This is a genomic window from Lachnospiraceae bacterium (assembly GCA_022794035.1).
Taxonomy (GTDB): domain Bacteria; phylum Bacillota; class Clostridia; order Lachnospirales; family Bianqueaceae; genus CALWPV01.
In genome coordinates this window covers 110,353-128,241 of the sequence record JAAWDX010000014.1, presented here as the reverse complement: position 1 = coordinate 128,241, position 17,889 = coordinate 110,353, and the positions used below count along the sequence as shown (strand labels likewise).

Annotated in this window: 17 protein-coding genes; 2 read left to right on the top strand and 15 right to left on the bottom strand. The window is 49.7% G+C overall.

The window, feature by feature from the left end:
- Window positions 1-173: 173 nt before the first annotated feature.
- From HFE64_10960 to HFE64_10950, 3 genes are read right to left on the bottom strand one after another with little or no spacing between them, the layout of a single operon-like run.
- Window positions 174-701: an adenylate kinase gene (locus HFE64_10960; GenBank protein MCI8633978.1), complete on the bottom strand. Its 528-nt coding sequence runs from the start codon at window positions 699-701 to the stop codon at window positions 174-176.
- Window positions 698-3,235 (bottom strand): family 78 glycoside hydrolase catalytic domain, encoded by a 2,538-nt coding sequence (locus tag HFE64_10955; protein ID MCI8633977.1) that lies wholly within the window; start codon window positions 3,233-3,235, stop codon window positions 698-700. Before HFE64_10955 ends, HFE64_10960 begins: the two co-directional genes overlap by 4 nt.
- A gap of 15 nt (window positions 3,236-3,250) precedes the next feature.
- Window positions 3,251-4,126 carry a LysR family transcriptional regulator gene (locus HFE64_10950; GenBank protein ID MCI8633976.1) on the bottom strand — a complete coding sequence of 292 codons (876 nt, stop codon included), beginning with the start codon at window positions 4,124-4,126 and terminating at the stop codon, window positions 3,251-3,253.
- A gap of 153 nt (window positions 4,127-4,279) precedes the next feature.
- Here HFE64_10950 and HFE64_10945 point away from each other — a divergent pair, with 153 nt between their 5' ends.
- A complete protein-coding gene (locus tag HFE64_10945; GenBank protein ID MCI8633975.1) occupies window positions 4,280-4,582 on the top strand; it encodes a hypothetical protein in 303 nt (100 codons plus the stop codon).
- The gene (locus HFE64_10940) at window positions 4,579-5,163 is read left to right on the top strand and encodes a hypothetical protein (protein MCI8633974.1); all 585 of its coding nucleotides are present in this window, start codon (window positions 4,579-4,581) and stop codon (window positions 5,161-5,163) included. Before HFE64_10945 ends, HFE64_10940 begins: the two co-directional genes overlap by 4 nt.
- A gap of 171 nt (window positions 5,164-5,334) precedes the next feature.
- Here HFE64_10940 and HFE64_10935 read toward each other — a convergent pair whose 3' ends face one another.
- The 12 genes from HFE64_10935 to HFE64_10880 form a co-directional block, all read right to left on the bottom strand.
- Window positions 5,335-6,459 (bottom strand): permease, encoded by a 1,125-nt coding sequence (locus HFE64_10935; protein MCI8633973.1) that lies wholly within the window; start codon window positions 6,457-6,459, stop codon window positions 5,335-5,337.
- A 117-nt stretch (window positions 6,460-6,576) separates the two neighbouring features.
- Entirely contained in the window at window positions 6,577-8,181 is a 1,605-nt protein-coding gene (locus tag HFE64_10930; GenBank protein ID MCI8633972.1) for an FAD-binding protein, read from the bottom strand.
- 12 nt (window positions 8,182-8,193) lie between these two features.
- Window positions 8,194-8,868, bottom strand: a complete 675-nt coding sequence (locus HFE64_10925; protein ID MCI8633971.1) for a 2Fe-2S iron-sulfur cluster binding domain-containing protein — start codon at window positions 8,866-8,868, stop codon at window positions 8,194-8,196.
- Window positions 8,869-8,887: 19 nt separating this feature from the next.
- Window positions 8,888-9,721, bottom strand: coding sequence for a hydrogenase (locus tag HFE64_10920; GenBank protein ID MCI8633970.1), 834 nt, complete (start codon window positions 9,719-9,721; stop codon window positions 8,888-8,890).
- The gene (locus HFE64_10915; GenBank protein ID MCI8633969.1) at window positions 9,714-10,751 is read right to left on the bottom strand and encodes a 4Fe-4S ferredoxin; all 1,038 of its coding nucleotides are present in this window, start codon (window positions 10,749-10,751) and stop codon (window positions 9,714-9,716) included. The genes HFE64_10920 and HFE64_10915 overlap by 8 nt, the downstream gene beginning before the upstream one ends.
- Window positions 10,752-10,754: 3 nt before the next feature.
- Window positions 10,755-11,753 carry a 4Fe-4S ferredoxin gene (locus tag HFE64_10910; GenBank protein ID MCI8633968.1) on the bottom strand — a complete coding sequence of 333 codons (999 nt, stop codon included), beginning with the start codon at window positions 11,751-11,753 and terminating at the stop codon, window positions 10,755-10,757.
- Window positions 11,746-12,195: a hydrogenase iron-sulfur subunit gene (locus tag HFE64_10905; GenBank protein ID MCI8633967.1), complete on the bottom strand. Its 450-nt coding sequence runs from the start codon at window positions 12,193-12,195 to the stop codon at window positions 11,746-11,748. Before HFE64_10905 ends, HFE64_10910 begins: the two co-directional genes overlap by 8 nt.
- Window positions 12,186-14,171, bottom strand: a complete 1,986-nt coding sequence (locus HFE64_10900; protein MCI8633966.1) for a CoB--CoM heterodisulfide reductase iron-sulfur subunit A family protein — start codon at window positions 14,169-14,171, stop codon at window positions 12,186-12,188. Before HFE64_10900 ends, HFE64_10905 begins: the two co-directional genes overlap by 10 nt.
- Window positions 14,172-14,193: 22 nt before the next feature.
- Window positions 14,194-14,577 (bottom strand): 4Fe-4S dicluster domain-containing protein, encoded by a 384-nt coding sequence (locus tag HFE64_10895; protein MCI8633965.1) that lies wholly within the window; start codon window positions 14,575-14,577, stop codon window positions 14,194-14,196.
- Window positions 14,578-14,589: 12 nt separating this feature from the next.
- Window positions 14,590-15,372 carry a disulfide reductase gene (locus HFE64_10890; GenBank protein MCI8633964.1) on the bottom strand — a complete coding sequence of 261 codons (783 nt, stop codon included), beginning with the start codon at window positions 15,370-15,372 and terminating at the stop codon, window positions 14,590-14,592.
- Window positions 15,369-16,733 carry a class II fumarate hydratase gene (gene fumC / locus HFE64_10885; protein MCI8633963.1) on the bottom strand — a complete coding sequence of 455 codons (1,365 nt, stop codon included), beginning with the start codon at window positions 16,731-16,733 and terminating at the stop codon, window positions 15,369-15,371. Before fumC ends, HFE64_10890 begins: the two co-directional genes overlap by 4 nt.
- A gap of 25 nt (window positions 16,734-16,758) precedes the next feature.
- The gene (locus HFE64_10880) at window positions 16,759-17,709 is read right to left on the bottom strand and encodes an L-lactate dehydrogenase (protein MCI8633962.1); all 951 of its coding nucleotides are present in this window, start codon (window positions 17,707-17,709) and stop codon (window positions 16,759-16,761) included.
- Window positions 17,710-17,889 lie beyond the last annotated feature (180 nt).

The following is a 17,889-nucleotide window of genomic DNA, read 5'->3' as shown; positions in this document are numbered from 1 at the left end:
GAATTGACCGGTCTTTTCTTACCGTTCTCTTCTTCGCTGCTTTGCTTGCAAAGCAACGTTTTTTCTTCTCAGATGTTACACTGTTCGATTTTCAATGTCCACGCCGCTCTTTCGAGTCAGCTTATCTAATTTACCACATCTTATCCCCTATGTCAACCCCTTTTTTCTTAAAATTATTCATTATTTTCAAGATCCCAGTCAACACAGTAGGCATCCTCGATTAAAATATAATCTGCATTATGCTCCCGGCACATTTTCAGAGTCTGCGCATTATCGCAAAGTACTCCTTCCAGCGTGCAGTCCTCATCTTCTCCCCTGTCCTCAATCACACTGGCATACTTTTTAATCTCATCATAATGCGCTCTGATATAATCCTCACTCATAACCAGGCAGCGATAGCGAATATGCTTCCGGTACTCCTCATCAAAGCTCTTCTCCCAGTCAAAAGGGATATAGCAGCCCTCCACAATCAAATTCTGATCATTTTCAATCGCAGTTTTGATGATTTCCCTGACAATCGGCCATAAATATCCTGTCAGAGCCTCATCGTCGCTCATTGGCGTCAGAGTTGTCTGATGACTGCGGATCAACCCCATCTTCAGATGATCAATGGAAAGATACGGATATCCATACTTCTCAAGTAGCTTTTGAGAAAACGCCGTTTTTCCTGTATGGGACGCACCTGCAATGAGTATAATCATAGCTTCTCCTTTTTTCTAAAATATGTCTGTGTAAATTCGTATTCTCCTGCCGGCAGATATCTTTTCTCTGCGTCACCAGGCAAAATCAGGACCGCTTCTGCATCAAAGGGAACACAAATTTTCACTTTCAAATCCGCCCCTGTCAGCTGCCAATGCACCTCATAGAGGCCGGCCGCCGACCGGTATTTCATATCCAGCCTGCCGATTCTTTCATCAATCTGCGGGGCAATGATCACTTTTTTAAAGCCCTCGCCGCCTTCACACGGCCGCAGTCCTACCATATATTGATACATCCATTCGATCACCGCTCCATAAGCATAGTGATTAAACGAGTTCATGTCCGTCCCGTTGACCTTGCCATTTGCCAGCATCGAATTCCAGCGCTCCCAGATGGTCGTTGCTCCCAAATTCACGGCATAGAGCCAACTCGGCGACTCTTCATTTAAAAGCAGTCCATATGCCAGATCCTCAAGGCCATTTTCAGAAAGCGCCTTGCAGATATACGCCGTACCCACGAATCCAGTCTTCAAATAGCCGCCATTATCCTGCAGCTTTTTCTTCAGTTCACGGATCAGCCTAGGCCTGCTTTCCTCCGGCGCCAAGCCCCAAAAAAGCGCCAGCACATAGCCAGTCTGCGTCGTCACCGCCAGCCGGCCGCTACCAGTAAAAAATTCATGCTTAAACGCCGCGCGGATCTCCTCGGCCAGTTTTTCATAATGCCGCAGATCCGCTTCCTTTCCCAGCACCTTCGCTGCCTTCGCTACCAACGACACCGAATAATAATAATACGCGCTCGAAATATAATCCGGATCCGTCCCTCCATGCGCCCGCTCCTGCGGATTCTCATGATCCATCGCCAGCCAGTCGCCAAAGCTAAAATCGCCCTGCCACAGACGCTTGCCGCCGCTCGCCTCATCCCGGCTGTAAATATAGTCCGCCCAGCCCTTCATGCTCTCATACTGCTGCTGCAAAATGCTGCGGTCCCCATAATACTGATACAGCGTCCACGGCACAATTGTCGCCGCATCCCCCCATGCGCTGCAGGTCACGCCCCGCAGCGTAAACGGCGGAACCACATGCGTCACATGCCCCAGCGTTTGCTGCACCGTATACAGATCATGACAATACTTATTCAAAAATGCATAGCTATCCATATTCAGGCAGGCAGCGCCTGCAAAAATTTGCGTATCTCCCGTCCATCCCAGTCGTTCATCACGCTGAGGACAATCCGTCGGTACGTCCACATAATTGCTCCGCTGACCCCAGACTACATTAGAAATAAGCTGATTGACCTTAGCATGCCCTGTTGAAAGCTGTCCTGTCATCTCCAGATCAGAATGCAGCACGCAGCCTGTAAAATCCTCTGCCCGAAGCGGCTCCTCAAAGCCCTCGACCTTTACATACCGAAATCCATAAAAGGTAAAGCTCGGCTCTATGATGCGCTCCGTGCCATCTGAAACATAAATGTACTCTGCTTTAGCAGAGCGCAGATTTTCATTATAGAAATTTCCATCCTGCAAAACCTCGCCGTACTGCAGGTGAATCCTTGTTCCTTTAGGCTCTTTACAGCGAAACCGAATAAAGCCGGAAAAGTTCTGTCCCATATCCAATACGGTTTCTCCTGCCGGCGTATGCAGGATTTCCTTTGGCGTCAGCTCTTGCTTGACCACCACCGGCAGCGACCACCGCGCCGTCAGTTTCTGAAAATCCTCCGGCAAAACGGCAGCCGCGGTCTGTTTGCCGCCTGCGGCGGACGGCTCTAAAACCTCGCCGTCATAAATCGTATTAAAAGTGATGGGACCGGCCTGCGCGCTCCAGCTTTCATCGGTGCCAAGCACCCATGTACTGCCATCCTCCAGCTGTGCGTGCATCTCGAGCAGCGCCTTTAATGTATCGCCGTATATGCAGTCCGTCGTTGGCGATACCATCGGGCTTTTATACCAGCCATTTCCTAGTGCAATGGCGAGCTGGTGCTCTCCTGCCGCGAGCTGAACCTCATAGGTTTGATATTGTATCCAGGCATCATAATGGTTGCAGCCGGGCGTTAGATATTCGCGGCCGACCTTCTGCCCGTCAAGATAGAGCTGATACTCGCCGAGCCCCGTAGCATAGATGCGGGCGCTGACGGTATCGGCCGGCAGCGTAAAGCTGCGGGTAAAAACGGGATTCTCGGTTGACAGCTCCGGTGCTGTGATCCATGACGCCTGCCACGCCTCTTCCTGCTTGGCTGTTTCAAACCAGTTTACATCGCTGACCGCTGTTTCTCCTCCTTCAGCCATTACCTGCACGGTCCAGTAATACCGCGTGCGGGGCTGCAGACTCAAATCAATCGGAAAGGCCAGTGAGGAGGCTTCGCAGGCTTCTCCTGAATCATACAGAAGCGGCTCCATATCCGGCGTAAGCGCTACGCGTATACGGGCCCATGCCTGTTTTTGAGAATGCGTTTCCGTGACGATCCAGGATACGCGCAGATTGGATAAATCAAAGCCAAGCGGATTGGTCAGATGATTGGTCTTGCAGTTTGTGATGCGCATAAGATATGGCTCCCTTCATGATTCGTGCAAAGACTGAAAATGATGAAAAATAAACTGATAAAAATCATTAGCGTACCATCCCAGCTCGGCTTCCGGCTTTAACCGCTGCACAATGATATCGCGTTTGCAGAATGGATTGTCCAGAGGCACCAGCGTAACCTCCTTGCTGGCTAGTGTCCCCCATGAATGCACCGGCCAGAATCCCACGCCCAATCCCGCGCCAATCATATCGCGAAAGACCGTTGGGTTTTCTGTTTCAAAGATAATCCGCGGCAGAAAGCCGATTGACATACAGATCCTGTCGCAGATGGACCGGAGCGGCTTTTCATGGCTTAAGCTGATAAAGCTTTCATTCATCACTTCTTCTAAATGCAGGCTGCTGCGTTTTGCATATGCGCAGCTCACTGGAACAGCCAGACAGATTTGCTCCGTCAGGATCAGTCCCTCTTCTTGTGCATCCTCTAGGCCGCTGGGCACCGTAGTGACACAGAGATCGCAGCTATGATCCTCGCCCGTGTTTTGCACTAGCTGAAAATTAACCTCGGGATGCAGCTTTTTATAGGCAATCAGCAGCTCTACCATCAGCGTAGAGGCTGCCTGCACATTGAAGCGGATATTTTTTTCCCGCTGCTGGCTGATTTCTTTCATTTCATGCGGCAGCTGGTCTAAAATCAGAAATACTTCTGTCAGACGCTTTTTTAATAGCGTGCCATACGCGTTGAGAGTGATCCCTCTTCCCTTTCGTTCAAAAAGCGGAACGCCCAGCTCTCTCTCCAGCCGCTGAATCGCCTGCGTGAGCGCCGGCTGGGCAATGTGAAGCTCCTGTGCCGCTTTTGTAATATGCTCGTGCTGCGCGGCAACGTAAAAATATCGAAGCTGTGAAAGTTCCATTTTCTTCTGCCCTCTTTTTATTGATAATATCAATGTTATGAATTATAGATCTATAATTATCCTTTTTGATAAATATAGTCATTATATATTGGACGTGATTCATTGTCAAGCGTATACTGACAGCATAAAACAAACACAAGGAGGGCTCCTACCATGAGTCAAATTTTAGAAACAATGATGATTATTTGCTTTGGCCTTTCCTGGCCTATCTCGGTATACAAATCCTTCAAGGCTCGTACCACTAATGGAAAAAGCTTAGTCTTTCTGCTGGCCATCTGGATTGGCTACATCTGCGGTATCGGTGGAAAGCTCTTAGCCGGCAATATCAATTATGTGCTGATTATCTATTTCTTTAACCTGTTGGTTGTCAGCTGTGATCTGATCCTATATTTCCGCAACCATGCGCTGGATCTGCAGCGGGCGAAGCAAGCTAAAGCTAAGGAGGCGATTGCATGAATGCTTCATTTACTCCCATTCTGGAACGATATAATTATTTGAATCAGTTTGCTTCTCCCGGTCAAATTTTGTTCTTTGGATCTTCCTATCTGGATCAATTTCCGCTCTATGAGCTAAAAGAAGATTATGGCGTGTCACAGACTTTATTTAAACGCAGCCTGCCAGGACTTCACATCGAGGATGCGATTTCCTGCCTGTCCACCTGCGTATACCCATTAGCACCTACCAAGCTCTTTCTCAGCTTTGGAGATGACGAGCGCTCCGCACTTGATTTTTCGTGTTCTGCATTTATTGCCTCGTATCAAAAGCTGCTTTCTGAGCTGAGGCTCCACCTGCCGCATTGCCAGATTTATGTACTCAGCGTATACGGCGAATCAGAGGATTCTCCTCTCAATCAAGCGCTTCGTGAGCTTACACATGCGTATCCCTGTGAGTTCATCTCTTTAAGCGCTCAGAAGGCGCCGCAAAATTTTACAAATGGCTGCCCCACCCCTCCTTATATCGATGATTTCCGCCATATCAAGACCTTCCTGCATCCGCAGCGCTTTTCTTTCTCGGAGGCATGGAACGCAGCCTTTTAAATATGTAAACAGAGAGCGGCCTGTAGACCGGTCAAAACCGTGTTTAGATTGATATTGACATGCCTGCAGGCTGATCGACTTCATGTTTGAATCAATACCAGCATGCAAAACAAAATCCAGTACCTATCAATAAGACAGGTACTGGATCAAAGCTTTTACTCACCCTTCATATCATCCAAATAAAATAACGATAAACTGGGATGCTAATACAACCGCTACTAATGCCACCGGATAGGTCGCCGCATATGCTGAAGCTACATCATCGCTCTTGGTAACGCGGATCAGCGTTCCCAGCGCCGGCGTGCTGGTCATACCGCCGCAGATAGATCCCAGAGAATTAAATAAACACAGTTTCAGCAGCTTTCTGGCTATAAAGAAGCCGACGATCATGGGCACAAGCGCCATCACAGCGCCCTCCAGGAACAGCACAGCGCCGTACTCTTTCAGAATCTCTACAAAACCGGCTCCTGCACTCACACCTGCTCCCAGCAGGAATAAAATGAGGCCGAGCTCTCGCAGATTTTCAAGCAGCTTTTTATTCACTGAAATATTCACAGGACCAATATGGGCAAAATGGCCGAAGATCAGACCGGCAATCAATGGGCCGCCCGACGTTCCCAAAGAGAACGAAGCGCCCCCGGGCAGCGGAATCGTAATTTTAGCAAGCAATAAGCCTACTACAACTGCAGCGGCAAAGGCAAAAAAGCCATCCGGCTCGATATCGAAAAGGCGTCCGGTATAGGGCTTGATCGTCACAGTGGAGGCTGCTTCCATCTTTTTTCTCTCCTCATCCATATTGGCCTTCAAGAAACGGGGCATCAGCTGCACGAAAAATACCACACTAATTACGCCAAAGGGATAGGCAATGCCATAGCCAATGGAAGCCATATCCTTAGCTTCACCAGCTGCTTCTATAGCCGCCGCCAATCCGGGCGTGCTCGTCAGAGAGCCCGTCATCAGGCCGGTGGCCAGCGGCGCGGGTACGCCGCAAAGCTTAATAATCACTGCGCAGGCAATGGCGCCGGAAAGGATGATGGCCAGTCCTAGCAGCACATAGGAAGTTGCATTCGCTTTGAAATTGCGGAAAAACTTAGGGCCGGCAATAAAGCCGACAGAGGTTACAAAGCAGACTAGTCCAAAATCCTGAATGATCTTGGGAACCTCTACGCCAAAATGGCCAAACACCAGCGCCATCAACAGCACGCCGGCAGACCCCAGATCCAGACCTTTAATTCTGATCCGCCCCAATAGATAGCCGGTTGCTATGATCAAAAATATTGCTAACAATGAACTCATTTTCGTTTTCTCCCATGATAGTTTCGTATTTATCCTATATTGCGGCACTGCCCATTAAAGGCAGTGCAAAACCGCCTCACGCCTAGTGGATTTCGCTGTGAGGCGGTTTTATTGATATTAGATATCTTTTTGATGCGTATAATTTGGAAGTAATTTGGGAGAAACAATATTGCTGTCAATCCCAGCCTCTTGCATCTCTTCTGCAAACTTCTGCACATGCTCCAGCGTCAGCTCGCCCACTGTGGTCTGCTTTGCTTTTGCACTTGCCTGCTGTCCGGCATTGCGGCCAAATACGATAATATCCAGCAGTGAGTTGCCCATCAGACGGTTACGGCCGTGAATACCGCCCACCGCCTCGCCTGCTACATACAGGTTTTCTATATTGGTCTGTCCATCTGCACTGATCTCCAGACCGCCGTTCTGATAATGAAGCGTCGGATAAATTAAAATGGGCTCCTTGCGGATGTCAATTCCATATTTGCCGAACATTCTCATCATAGCCGGGATCCGTTTTTCAATCGTGCCTTCGCCGTGGATCTCTTCGATCAGCGGTGTATCCAGCCATACGGCCAGGCCTTCGCCGGTTTCCAGACCGCCGTCATTTTCCTGGCACTCACGGATGATGGCCGATGCCTCTACGTCACGCGTCTCCAGCGGATGAACAAAAGCAATTCCATCTTTATTCAGCACTTGTGCACCTAGAGAGCGTACCTTTTCTGTAACCAATGCGCCCAAAATCTGAGACGGATACGCAGCGCCTGTCGGATGATACTGCAGTGTATCTGCATACAGCAGCTTCGCGCCTGCGCGGTATCCCAAAATGAGTCCGTCGGCTGTCGCTCCATAGTGATTGGAGGTGGGGAAGCCCTGATAATGAAGACGTCCTGCTCCTCCTGTCGCGATGACAACTGTCTTTGCCTTTGCCACCAGAATATCTCCGGTTTCCATGTTGAGCAGCACAGCGCCGGCCGCTTTGCCTTCCTTATCCTTAATCAATTCGATGGCCGCCGTAAAATCAACCACCGGAATGCCGCGGTTTAATACCTCATCGCGCAGTGTGCGCATGATTTCTGCTCCGGAATAATCCTTTGCCGCATGCATTCTTTTGCGAGACGTACCGCCGCCATGTGTTGTGATCATGGTTCCGTCGGGTGCTTTATCAAACATTACACCCAGCTCATTGAGCCATTTAACAGCGCCGGGGCCTTCCGTAACCAGCTTCTTCAAAAGCTCAGGTTTATTCGCATAATGTCCGCCGCCCAGCGCATCCAAATAATGAATCGCAGGAGAATCATTTTCTTTATCAGCAGCCTGAATCCCGCCCTCTGCCATCATTGTATTTGCGTCCCCAATCCGCAGCTTGGTGACAATCATGACATTAGCGCCATTCTCATTGGCTTCAATCGCAGCAGAAGCACCCGCTCCGCCTCCGCCAATAATCAAAACATCCACGTCATAATCAGGCTTTGCAAGATCAATCTCTAAATCCTTGACACGGCTATTGGCCTGCAGCAGTGCTGCCAGCTCAGAAGGTACTTTTTCTCCTTTATTAGGGCCTACCTGTAAAACAGAAAATCCATCTTCTTTATAGTCCGGATGATACTGACTCAGCAGCGCCTCCTTTTCATCGGCCGTCATACGCTCCGGCAATACGCCGAGGCGGCTAGGCCGAGTTGCTTCTACCTTTTTGATCGATTCCAGCATGGTATCTGATGTATACACGGCTTTCCCTCCTTATTGTTCAATCTCTCTGGTATTGTAAAGCTCTTTGATCTCTTCGATCGGCTTCTGCATCAAATCTTCGAGCATCTGATTAAAATCGCCGTTTTCAATTTCCTTTACGCGATTCGTCAGATGCGCTGCTTCCGGCATTAAATACTTACCGGTCAGGCGTCTTGCCAAAATGGCAACCTGCGGATGGGAAATTTTAGCCGGACAGCGAGAAGAACATACGCCGCACATGATACAGTCAAAGGATTCCTCTGCACACTTTTCAAATTCGCCGCGCTGCGCGTAAGCGATATACTGCATCACGTTAAGACTCTGTGTACAGCTCTTGGTGCAGGCGTTACAGCCAATACAACTATAGATTTCCGGATAAAGCTGCATCATAATCTGCTCGTTGGGCGTTACCTTTTGAATATCATACACTTCCTTTACCAGAGGGAAGTAGGGCAGCGTTGCCACATACATATTGTTTTCTACCTTTGTCTGGCAAGCTAGGCATGCATGCAGATCACGGTCATCCTTGATACGGTAAATTGTGGCGCATGCACCGCAGAACCCGTTGCGGCAGCCGCAGCCGCGCACCAGCTGATAACCGGCATATTCCATCGCTCCCATGATTGTCAGATTGGCAGGCACGGAATATTTCTTACCGAATAAAAATACATTTACCATTTCTTCCATTCTTTTCTTTTCCTCCATATTAATATTCGTTAGGAAGTTCATCTAACTGGTCGCAGCGAAATACAGGGCCATCCTTGCAGACATACTTATCGCCGATATTGCAGCGTCCGCATTTGCCGATACCGCATTTCATTCTAAGCTCCATGGTCGTATAGACCTGCGTTTTCTTAAAGCCAAGCTCCACGAGCCCTGCCAGCGTAAATTTAATCATAATCGGAGGTCCGCAGATGATAGCCGTTTTATTGGTGTCAAAGCCAAGCTCTTTAACATAGTTGGGTACGAATCCGACATGGCCGTCCCAGCCCTCCTGCTCTCTGTCTATGGTCAGATGTACGTTGACTCCTTCTTCCTGGCACCATTCCTCGATGATCTCCTGATAATCTACCAGATCATCCTTAGACCGGGAACCGTATACAATATCAATCTTGCCATAGCGGTCCCGATAATGGCGGCAGTAATTGATCACCGAGCGCAGCGGCGCGAGGCCGATGCCGCCGGCGATAAAAAGCAGGTCTTTTCCAACAAACTCAGTATCCACCGGAAACGGATTTCCATAGGGGCCGCGAATCGTAATCTGCTGCCCCACCTCCATCTGATGAAGCCAGTCCGTCAGGCAGCCGCATTTTTTGATGCTAAACTCTTTGTATTCGGTATTGGTCGGGGAAGACGTAATGGAAAACATGGCCTCTCCCACGCCGGGAATCGAAAGCATAGCACACTGCCCCGGCTTATGGTCAAAGGGAATGCCGCCGTCAAGCGTATTGACCCGAAACGTCTTCACATCCGGCGTGTCAATCCTCACATCGGTAACCACGCCAATCGTAGGAATCAAGGTCTCAAACTTATCACTCATGACTCTCTCCTCCTAATGCTTTAATTACTTTTACAATATTCATCGAAATAGGACACTTTGCCAGACAGCGGCCGCAGCCTACGCAGGAGTACATGCCGTCGTTGTTAGACGGGAAATACACCAGCTTATGCATAAAGCGCTGACGGAACTTCTCCAGCTGTGTTTTACGCGGCGTACCATGCGCCATCATCGTAAAATCACTATACATGCAGGAATCCCAGCAGCGGTAGCGCTGAATTCCATGTCCGTTATCATAATCACGGATATCATAGCACTGGCAGGTAGGGCACACAAAGGTACAGGTGCCGCAGCCTAGGCATGCCTCTGAAAGCTCGGCCCACTTGGGAGATTCAAACTTCTCAAGCAGATGCTCTCCGTCGAACCCTTCCAGATTCAGGTCATGCAGCGGCAACCGCTCCATAATTTCTTTAACCTGCTGCTTCTGCGTCTCCACAGCAGCCTCATTCTCTGCGGTCGTTTCTTCAAACAGCTCCTTCAGCTCTTCCGTAAAGGAAACTCCTTTTTCCGTATTAGCCTGCCAGCACAGCAGCTCATCCGTCATCCAGCAGCTGATATCGCCCGCCGGATTCACGGCATCGATGCCAAAGGCACTACAGAAGCAGGTTTCCTCCGGTTCACGGCAGGCCATCGTGATGACCAGACCATTTTCGCGGCGTCCCTCATAGAAGGTATCCACCGGATCTGCCAAAAACACCTTATCCAGCACTTCCAGACTCTTTGCATCGCAGGCGCGAACGCCAAACACGGCAAAGGGCTCAGCCGGGTCGCGATTATCCTCTACCGAAATCGCTTTCCCTTCCATTTTAAATTTCATCATATTTTCTGTTTGCGGAAAGAACAGATCCTTAGCCGATTTTAAGGTATTCAGCTTGTCAAGCCGTACGAGAGCCTCTTCATGCCAGCGATGAAACTCAACCTGATCATTCTTCTCAATCGGCATATACAGCGCCCGTTTTTCTGCCATGGCAGCAAACAGCTTTGGCAAACGATCTATCGTTATTTTCATCATCGCTTACTTACCGCCTCTCTTTAATGCTGCGCGAGCCTCTGTATCGCTCACAATGCCGGGCTCGACATCGGTTTTTGTATACTCTGTGAGCGGTCCCTTCGCTTCCAGATCTGCTCCGGCCTGGTACTCTCCGTACAGCTCATCAATATCCTTGATAAATTTACGGTTCAGCAGATGCAGCGGTATGCCCTGCGGACAAACCCGTGAGCACTCGCCGCAGTCTGTGCAGCGCCCCGCTACATGAAACGCGCGGATGATATGGAACAGGTTCTCTTCAAATTCATCGGCATTGGCTTTAGCGGCCACGCCGGAAGCAGGATTATCAAACACACACTGAATGCATGAGCATGCCGGACATACATTGCGGCAAGCATTGCAGCGAATACACTTAGAAAGCTCTCCGCGCCAGAAAGCAAAGCGCTCGTCCGGCGTCATCGCTTCCAGCTTTTCCACCATTTCAAAGCGGTTAGCCTCCGGCTCCCATGCCGGTGCGTCTGACTCGATCACCTCATCGGCTACCATATGCTGACTGCCCTTGCAGCAGAAGCAGCGATCCAGGACCGCATCCTTGCGTGCAATCGTCTTTTGACCGTACAGCGTATCGATGATCAGCTGATCGCCTTCCTCACGGATGGTCTGAATTCCTTTAATCCCCAGCGCGCGAATCTTATCGATATCCAGCTTGCCGCGGCACGGCACGCCGACCACATATACATTCTCCCGGTTGATGCGGTGCTCCATGATCAGCTGATTAAAGCTATATGTATCACAGGGCTTCAGCAGCGCCGCAACCTTGCCTTCCTTTTTGCTTTCCTGAATCAGATATTTGCTCAAATTAGGAGCCGAAAAGCCATCATACACCAATTCCTCCAGGCCCTGCTCCGCTGTAAACACAGCCGGCGTTTCATCATAGAAGAACTCGCCCTTTTTCCAGCCCAGGACCCGGTCAGCCTTCTGGCCTTCCAAAAGCTCGCTGACTTTCTGTTTTATCAAATCAGTCATTCTTGCACCTCAGATCCCTTAATTTCTTATTTTCACCCAGATCGTGAATCGTCTTTGCAAATTCATTCATGGTCGTAGAGAATTTCACGCCTTCTGCCGCCGAAATCCATTCCACTCTGGTTCTCTCCCGCTCGATGCCCAAATAATCCAGCATGCTAAACAGCAGCGTCATCCGGCGTCTTGCAAAATAATTGCCGGATGTATAATGGCAATCTCCCGGATGACATCCTGCGATGATTACGCCATCAGCTCCCCGCTGAAACGCTCTTAAGATAAACAGCGGATTCACACGGCAGGAACAGGGCACCCGGATGACCTTCACCTCTGCCGGATAGGACAGACGGCTTGAGCCAGCCAAATCCGCTCCCGCATAGCTGCACCAGTTGCAGCAAAACGCAACAATGAGCGGCTTATACTCTTGTTTATTCTCGCTTAACGACATATCGCGTCTACCTCCGCCATAATTTGATTTGTAGAAAAGCCCTTCAGATCCATCGCACCAGACGGGCAGGTCACGGTACAAGCGCCGCAGCCCTGACAGATCGCTTCATTCACCTGCGCAATCCGCCGCACCTGACGCACGCCATGATCATTCACCTCTTTTTCAATGTACGAAATCGCACCATACGGACATACCTTCTCGCAGTTCGAGCAGCCGTTACACTTCAGCTCATTTGAATGCGCCGTACACGGATTATTCACCAGATGATCCTTCGCCAGAAGTCCAATCACCTTAGCCGCACAGGCACTCGCCTGAGAAACCGTCTCCGGAATATCCTTCGGCCCCTGCGCCATACCTGACAGGAAAATACCGGCCGTCGGGCTTTCCACCGGCTTCAGCTTCGCATGCGCTTCCGTCATGAAATCATTGGTATCAATGCTGGCGGTCAGCATCGAGGCAACATTTCTGGCCGAAGCATCCGGCTCCGTCGCCGCTGCCAGCACCACCAGATCCGCCTCGATCTTCAGCTGCTTGTTATTCAATAGATCCGAGCCCTGCACAATCAGCTTGCCATCCTTATCGGTTACCTTACCAACCATACCCTTGATATAATGTACGCCATACTGCTCCACCGCACGGCGGTAAAACTCATCAAAGTTTTTACCCGGCGTACGCACATCAATGTAGAAGACATATACCTCGGTATCCGGGTATTTGTCACGGACGAGCATGGCATGTTTGGCGGTATACATACAACAGATCTTAGAGCAGTAGGGCTTGCCGCAGCCGGAGGTATCGCGAGAGCCTACGCACTGCACAAACACAAGTGTTTTAGGATGCTCATGATTGGACGGGCGCAAAAGCGTGCCCTCCGTAGGACCGGCTGCATTCATCAGCCGTTCAAACTCGAGCGATGTCACAACATCCGGATATTTAGAATAGCCAAACTCATCGAATTTGTCCAGATTGATCAGATTAAAGCCTGTTGCCATCACAATAGCGCCATAGCGCTGCTCCACAATTTGATCCTGCTGCTTAAAATCAATAGCATGCGCAGAGCAAACCTTTTCACACAGACCGCATTTGCCGGTCTTCATATGGATACAATACTCTGGGTCAATGGTCGCTACATTCGGAATGGCCTGTGCAAACGGAATATAGATCGCGCCGCGGTTGGTCAGGCCCATATTAAATTCACTTTTAGCCTTACGGGAAGGACATTTGGTCGTACACTCGCCGCAGCCCGTACACAGATCTGTGTTGATATAGCGTGCCTTTTTGCGGATGGCAACCTCAAAATTACCCACAAAGCCTTTAACCGACTCTACCTCGCTGTAGGTATAGAGCGTGATCTTGTCGTTGGCCTTTGCATCCACCATTTTAGGCGTTAAAATACATGCCGCACAGTCCAAGGTGGGGAAGGTTTTATCGAGCTGCGCCATCTTGCCGCCGATGGTCGGAGATTTCTCTACGATATCTACCTCATAGCCGGCCTCTGCAATATCCAGCGCCGTCTGGATTCCGGCGATTCCGCCGCCAATCACCAGCGCCCTTTTGGTTACGTCGCTCTGCCCTGCGATCAGCGGAGCATTCAAATGTACTTTTGCAATCGCGGCTCTGGCCAAAATAATGGCCTTTTCTGTCGCCTCGACTTTATCTTTATGAATCCAGGAGCAATGTTCGCGAATGTTGGCAATCTCAACCATATAAGGATTGATGCCGGCGGACTCTGCTGCCTTTCGGAAGGTTGCTTCGTGCATTCTGGGAGAACAGGAGCACACAACCACGCCGGTCAGAGCATAATCAGCAATTGCCTTTTTAATGAGCGCCTGACCATTTTCGGAACACATATATTGATAGTTCACCGCGTAAACAACGCCGGGCTCGCTTTTCACCGCTTCGGTGACAGCCTCAACGTCAACGGTTGCCGCAATATTAGTTCCACAATGACAAATAAAAACGCCTATCTTCTGCACTTATGACTTCCACCCTTCTCAGTTATTTACTGTATTTACGAAATGCACTTACAATGGCCTGCTGCGGAAGCTTCTCTTCCAGCTTAGCCGGAACTTCCTCCGCCTTCAGGTGATTCTCTCCCTGGCGGCGGATCACAGCAAGCCGTACTGCTTCAATCAGATTGGCCGGCTCTACGCTTCTTGGGCACCGCTCCACGCAGGCGAAGCAGGAAAGACAGTTCCAAATCGACTTTGACTGCATGAGCGCGTCAATATCGCCGTTTTCCACCATGGCCACAAACTGATGCGGATGATATTCCATCTCATCATAGGCCGGACAGGTGCCGGAGCATTTGCCACATTTCATACATTTTCTGGTATTCACGCCGCTCATTCTGAGGATTTGCTCTTGCGTATACTTTTCCATATCCAATCCTCCTTATTTAACGCCCAGCGCTTCTGCCAAAAGCTCTGTAAAGTAAACAATCGGCAGCTTATGCTCGGTTGCATTTGCATCTAAATTATACATACAAAGCGGGCAGGCCGTGATGATCATCTCGGCGCCTTTTTCCATAGCGGAGCCGATAATCGCATCCACCTTTTTCTCTGCCAGCTTTTTATTTTCCATACTCACATATCCGCCGCAGCATTCATTGCGGTAAGGCGTTTCCACCGGCGTAGCACCGATACTGCGGATAAAATCCTCCATGATCGTCGGATTTTCCGGATTGTCAAACTGCATCACGCCGCTGGGGCGCAGCAGCAGACAGCCGTAATAGGCGGCAATTTTCCTGCCTTTTAAAGGATTGACAACCTTCTCTTTAATCTTGTCAAAGCCAACCGTATCGCGCAGCATCTCCAGATAATGCAGCACATGGGTCTCGCCGGTATAGGGCTCCTCAAGCTCCAGATAATTGGCAATCTTAGTCTGAAGATCGTCTCTGGTCTGCAGATCATGATTAACTCTCTTGATCACATGATGACAGGCTGAACAGAGTGTGAGCAGATCCTGTCCTTTATCTTTAGCGCTTTGCAGCGCTCTCACTGCCGAAAGCTTGGTCGCAATTTCATCGCTGGCCATGGGATATACAGCGCCGCAGCACTGCCAATCCGGAATTTCTTCCATGGTTACACCCAAAGCCTCAGCAGATTTTCTGGCATATAGATCCAGTTCCTTTGCCTTTGTTTTCAGGGTACATCCCGGGTAATAACTAAAAATCATACCATTTCCTCCGGATGAAATACTTCATCGAATTTTTCCTCTGTCAAAAAGCCCAGCTGAATGCATGCTTCTTTGAGAGATATATTTTCTTTATACGCTTTTTTAGCAGTTTTAGCCGCGTTGTCATAGCCAATATAGGGATTCAGAGCTGTTACCAGCATCAGCGAATTATGAAGGTTATGCTTCATTTTCTCTCTGTTTGCCGTAATGCCCACCACGCAATTATCATGGAAGGATCTCATCCCTTCTGCTAAAAGTCTTGCCGACTGCAGGAAATTATAAATCAGAACCGGCATAAATACGTTAAGCTCAAAATTGCCCTGAGAAGCTGCCATACCAACAGCCACATCATTGGCGATCACCTGCACGGCAACCATCGTCATGGATTCGCACTGCGTCGGATTTACCTTGCCCGGCATAATCGAACTGCCCGGCTCATTCTCGGGAATATGAATTTCGCCTAGTCCACAGCGCGGCCCGCTGGCGAGCCATCGTACGTCGTTGGCAATCTTCATCAGATTCGCAGCCAGCGCCTTGAGCGCGCCGTGCGCGAATACCAAATCATCCTTCGAGGTCAGCGCATGGAACTTATTGGCCGCTGTGACAAATGCTTTGCCCGTAAGCTCGCTCACCTGCTTGGCAACCTCCTCGGCAAAGCCCTTCGGCGTGTTGAGTCCGGTGCCGACCGCCGTACCGCCGAGCGCCAGCTCTTTGAGCCCGGGCAGAGCCTTTTCGAGCATCTCCTTTGTTTTTTCGATCATGTTGCGCCAGCCGCTGATTTCCTGTGAAAATTTGATCGGCGTTGCATCCTGCAGATGCGTGCGACCGCTCTTGACGATATCGTCATTTTCCTGCTCCAAGCGGCGCAGCGTAGCAACGAACTGATCCATCACCGGAAACAGCTTATCTTCGATACTGATCACGGCTGCGATATGCATTGCGGTGGGGAAGGTGTCATTTGAGCTTTGGGACATGTTGATATGATCGTTAGGATGCAGCAGCTTTTTGCCGGCAATCTCATTGCCGCGGTTGGCAATGACCTCGTTGGCATTCATATTGGACTGTGTACCGCTTCCTGTCTGCCACACCACCAGCGGGAAGTGATCGTTCAGGCTTCCGGAGATCACTTCGTCACATGCCTTTTCAATTGCCTGTTTCTTCTCTTCGTCCAGCTTGCCGAGCTGATAGTTGGCTCTGGCAGCTGCTTTTTTGAGGATCCCAAAAGCATGCGTGATCTCTCTTGGCATCAGCTCTCCGCCAATTTTGAAATTCTGAAAGCTTCTTTGGGTCTGTGCAGCCCAGTACCGGTCGGCCGGCACCTGCATCTCGCCCATCGAATCTCGCTCAATCCGATATTCCATTGGACTTTCCTCCTAAATTTATGTATTAAATATCTAACTGCTGAATGACGCTCTTTAAGCTGTCTGCACTGTGATGCAGCTGCTCAATCTCATCGGGAGTAAGACCTGGCGTGATTTTAGCTTTGATACCCGTGCGATCTACAATAGACAGAAGGCTCAGACAGACATCTTCAATTCCAAACTCGCCGTGCAGCATGGAAGAAACGGTCATCAGCGTATCGCTGTTGCTTAAAACGCTCTTGACAATATGGCAGGTGGAGACGGAAACCGCATAGAAGGTAGCCCCTTTGCGGCGAATGATCTTGCCGCCGGAGGTTCTCATGTATTTTTCAATTTCAGCGCGGTCAAATACCGGCGCCATGCCCACATCTTCATTGCCCATGATGCTTTTTCTGTAATCATCCAAACGAATACTGGAAACAGAGGCCAAGGACCAGGGAATAAACGATGTATCGCCGTGCTCGCCGAACACGTACGCATGGACGTTTTTCTGGCTGATGCAGAGATACTCTGCCAGACGAGAACGCAGACGGGCCGTATCCAGAATCGTACCAGAGCCGATCACCTGACGTTCAGGCAGTCCGCTGACCTTGGTAAACACATATGTTAAAATATCCACCGGATTGGCGACCAAAATGTAAATAGCATTGGGGGCATACTTCGTAATTTCCGGCGCAATCTGTTTGATGATGCCTACGTTTGTCTGCGCCAGATCGATGCGGGTCTGACCCGGCTTTCTGGCTACGCCGGAGGTAATGATGACAATGTCCGACCCTACCGCATCGCGGTAGCTGCCTGCATAGATTGAAACGGGGGCGCAGAAGGGTGTCCCCTGCCGGATATCCATGGCTTCGCCCAGCGCTTTTTCTTCCTTTACGTCAATCATGACGATCTCGGAAGCGATTCCGTTGACGACCATCGTATAGGCAATGGTTGAGCCGACCGCACCGGCTCCAATAATTGTTACTTTACTCATGCTGTTCTCCTTTTCCATCTAATAGGATGATATTCATTGTGACCGCGTCATGCATCTGTTAAATATATGTCACACTTAGACAACTGTATTATATCATTTTGCCTTTTAATTCGCAATTTTTTTCTGAAAATTGAAGCATGTATAATGCATATCGCAGGTATATATTGATGTATATAGGAT

What these genes read in the sequence shown, in the direction of transcription:
- HFE64_10890 (MCI8633964.1), bottom strand. Translation starts at nt 15,372, where the DNA reads ATGATTTTTAGTTATTACCCGGGATGTACCCTGAAAACAAAGGCAAAG.
- HFE64_10920 (MCI8633970.1), bottom strand. Translation starts at nt 9,721, where the DNA reads ATGAGTGATAAGTTTGAGACCTTGATTCCTACGATTGGCGTGGTTACC.
- HFE64_10940 (MCI8633974.1), top strand. Translation starts at nt 4,579, where the DNA reads ATGAATGCTTCATTTACTCCCATTCTGGAACGATATAATTATTTGAAT.
- HFE64_10905 (MCI8633967.1), bottom strand. Translation starts at nt 12,195, where the DNA reads ATGTCGTTAAGCGAGAATAAACAAGAGTATAAGCCGCTCATTGTTGCG.
- HFE64_10915 (MCI8633969.1), bottom strand. Translation starts at nt 10,751, where the DNA reads ATGATGAAAATAACGATAGATCGTTTGCCAAAGCTGTTTGCTGCCATG.
- HFE64_10950 (MCI8633976.1), bottom strand. Translation starts at nt 4,126, where the DNA reads ATGGAACTTTCACAGCTTCGATATTTTTACGTTGCCGCGCAGCACGAG.
- HFE64_10925 (MCI8633971.1), bottom strand. Translation starts at nt 8,868, where the DNA reads ATGGAAGAAATGGTAAATGTATTTTTATTCGGTAAGAAATATTCCGTG.
- HFE64_10955 (MCI8633977.1), bottom strand. Translation starts at nt 3,235, where the DNA reads ATGCGCATCACAAACTGCAAGACCAATCATCTGACCAATCCGCTTGGC.
- fumC (MCI8633963.1), bottom strand. Translation starts at nt 16,733, where the DNA reads ATGGAATATCGGATTGAGCGAGATTCGATGGGCGAGATGCAGGTGCCG.
- HFE64_10910 (MCI8633968.1), bottom strand. Translation starts at nt 11,753, where the DNA reads ATGACTGATTTGATAAAACAGAAAGTCAGCGAGCTTTTGGAAGGCCAG.
- HFE64_10880 (MCI8633962.1), bottom strand. Translation starts at nt 17,709, where the DNA reads ATGAGTAAAGTAACAATTATTGGAGCCGGTGCGGTCGGCTCAACCATT.
- HFE64_10945 (MCI8633975.1), top strand. Translation starts at nt 4,280, where the DNA reads ATGAGTCAAATTTTAGAAACAATGATGATTATTTGCTTTGGCCTTTCC.
- HFE64_10960 (MCI8633978.1), bottom strand. Translation starts at nt 701, where the DNA reads ATGATTATACTCATTGCAGGTGCGTCCCATACAGGAAAAACGGCGTTT.
- HFE64_10895 (MCI8633965.1), bottom strand. Translation starts at nt 14,577, where the DNA reads ATGGAAAAGTATACGCAAGAGCAAATCCTCAGAATGAGCGGCGTGAAT.
- HFE64_10935 (MCI8633973.1), bottom strand. Translation starts at nt 6,459, where the DNA reads ATGAGTTCATTGTTAGCAATATTTTTGATCATAGCAACCGGCTATCTA.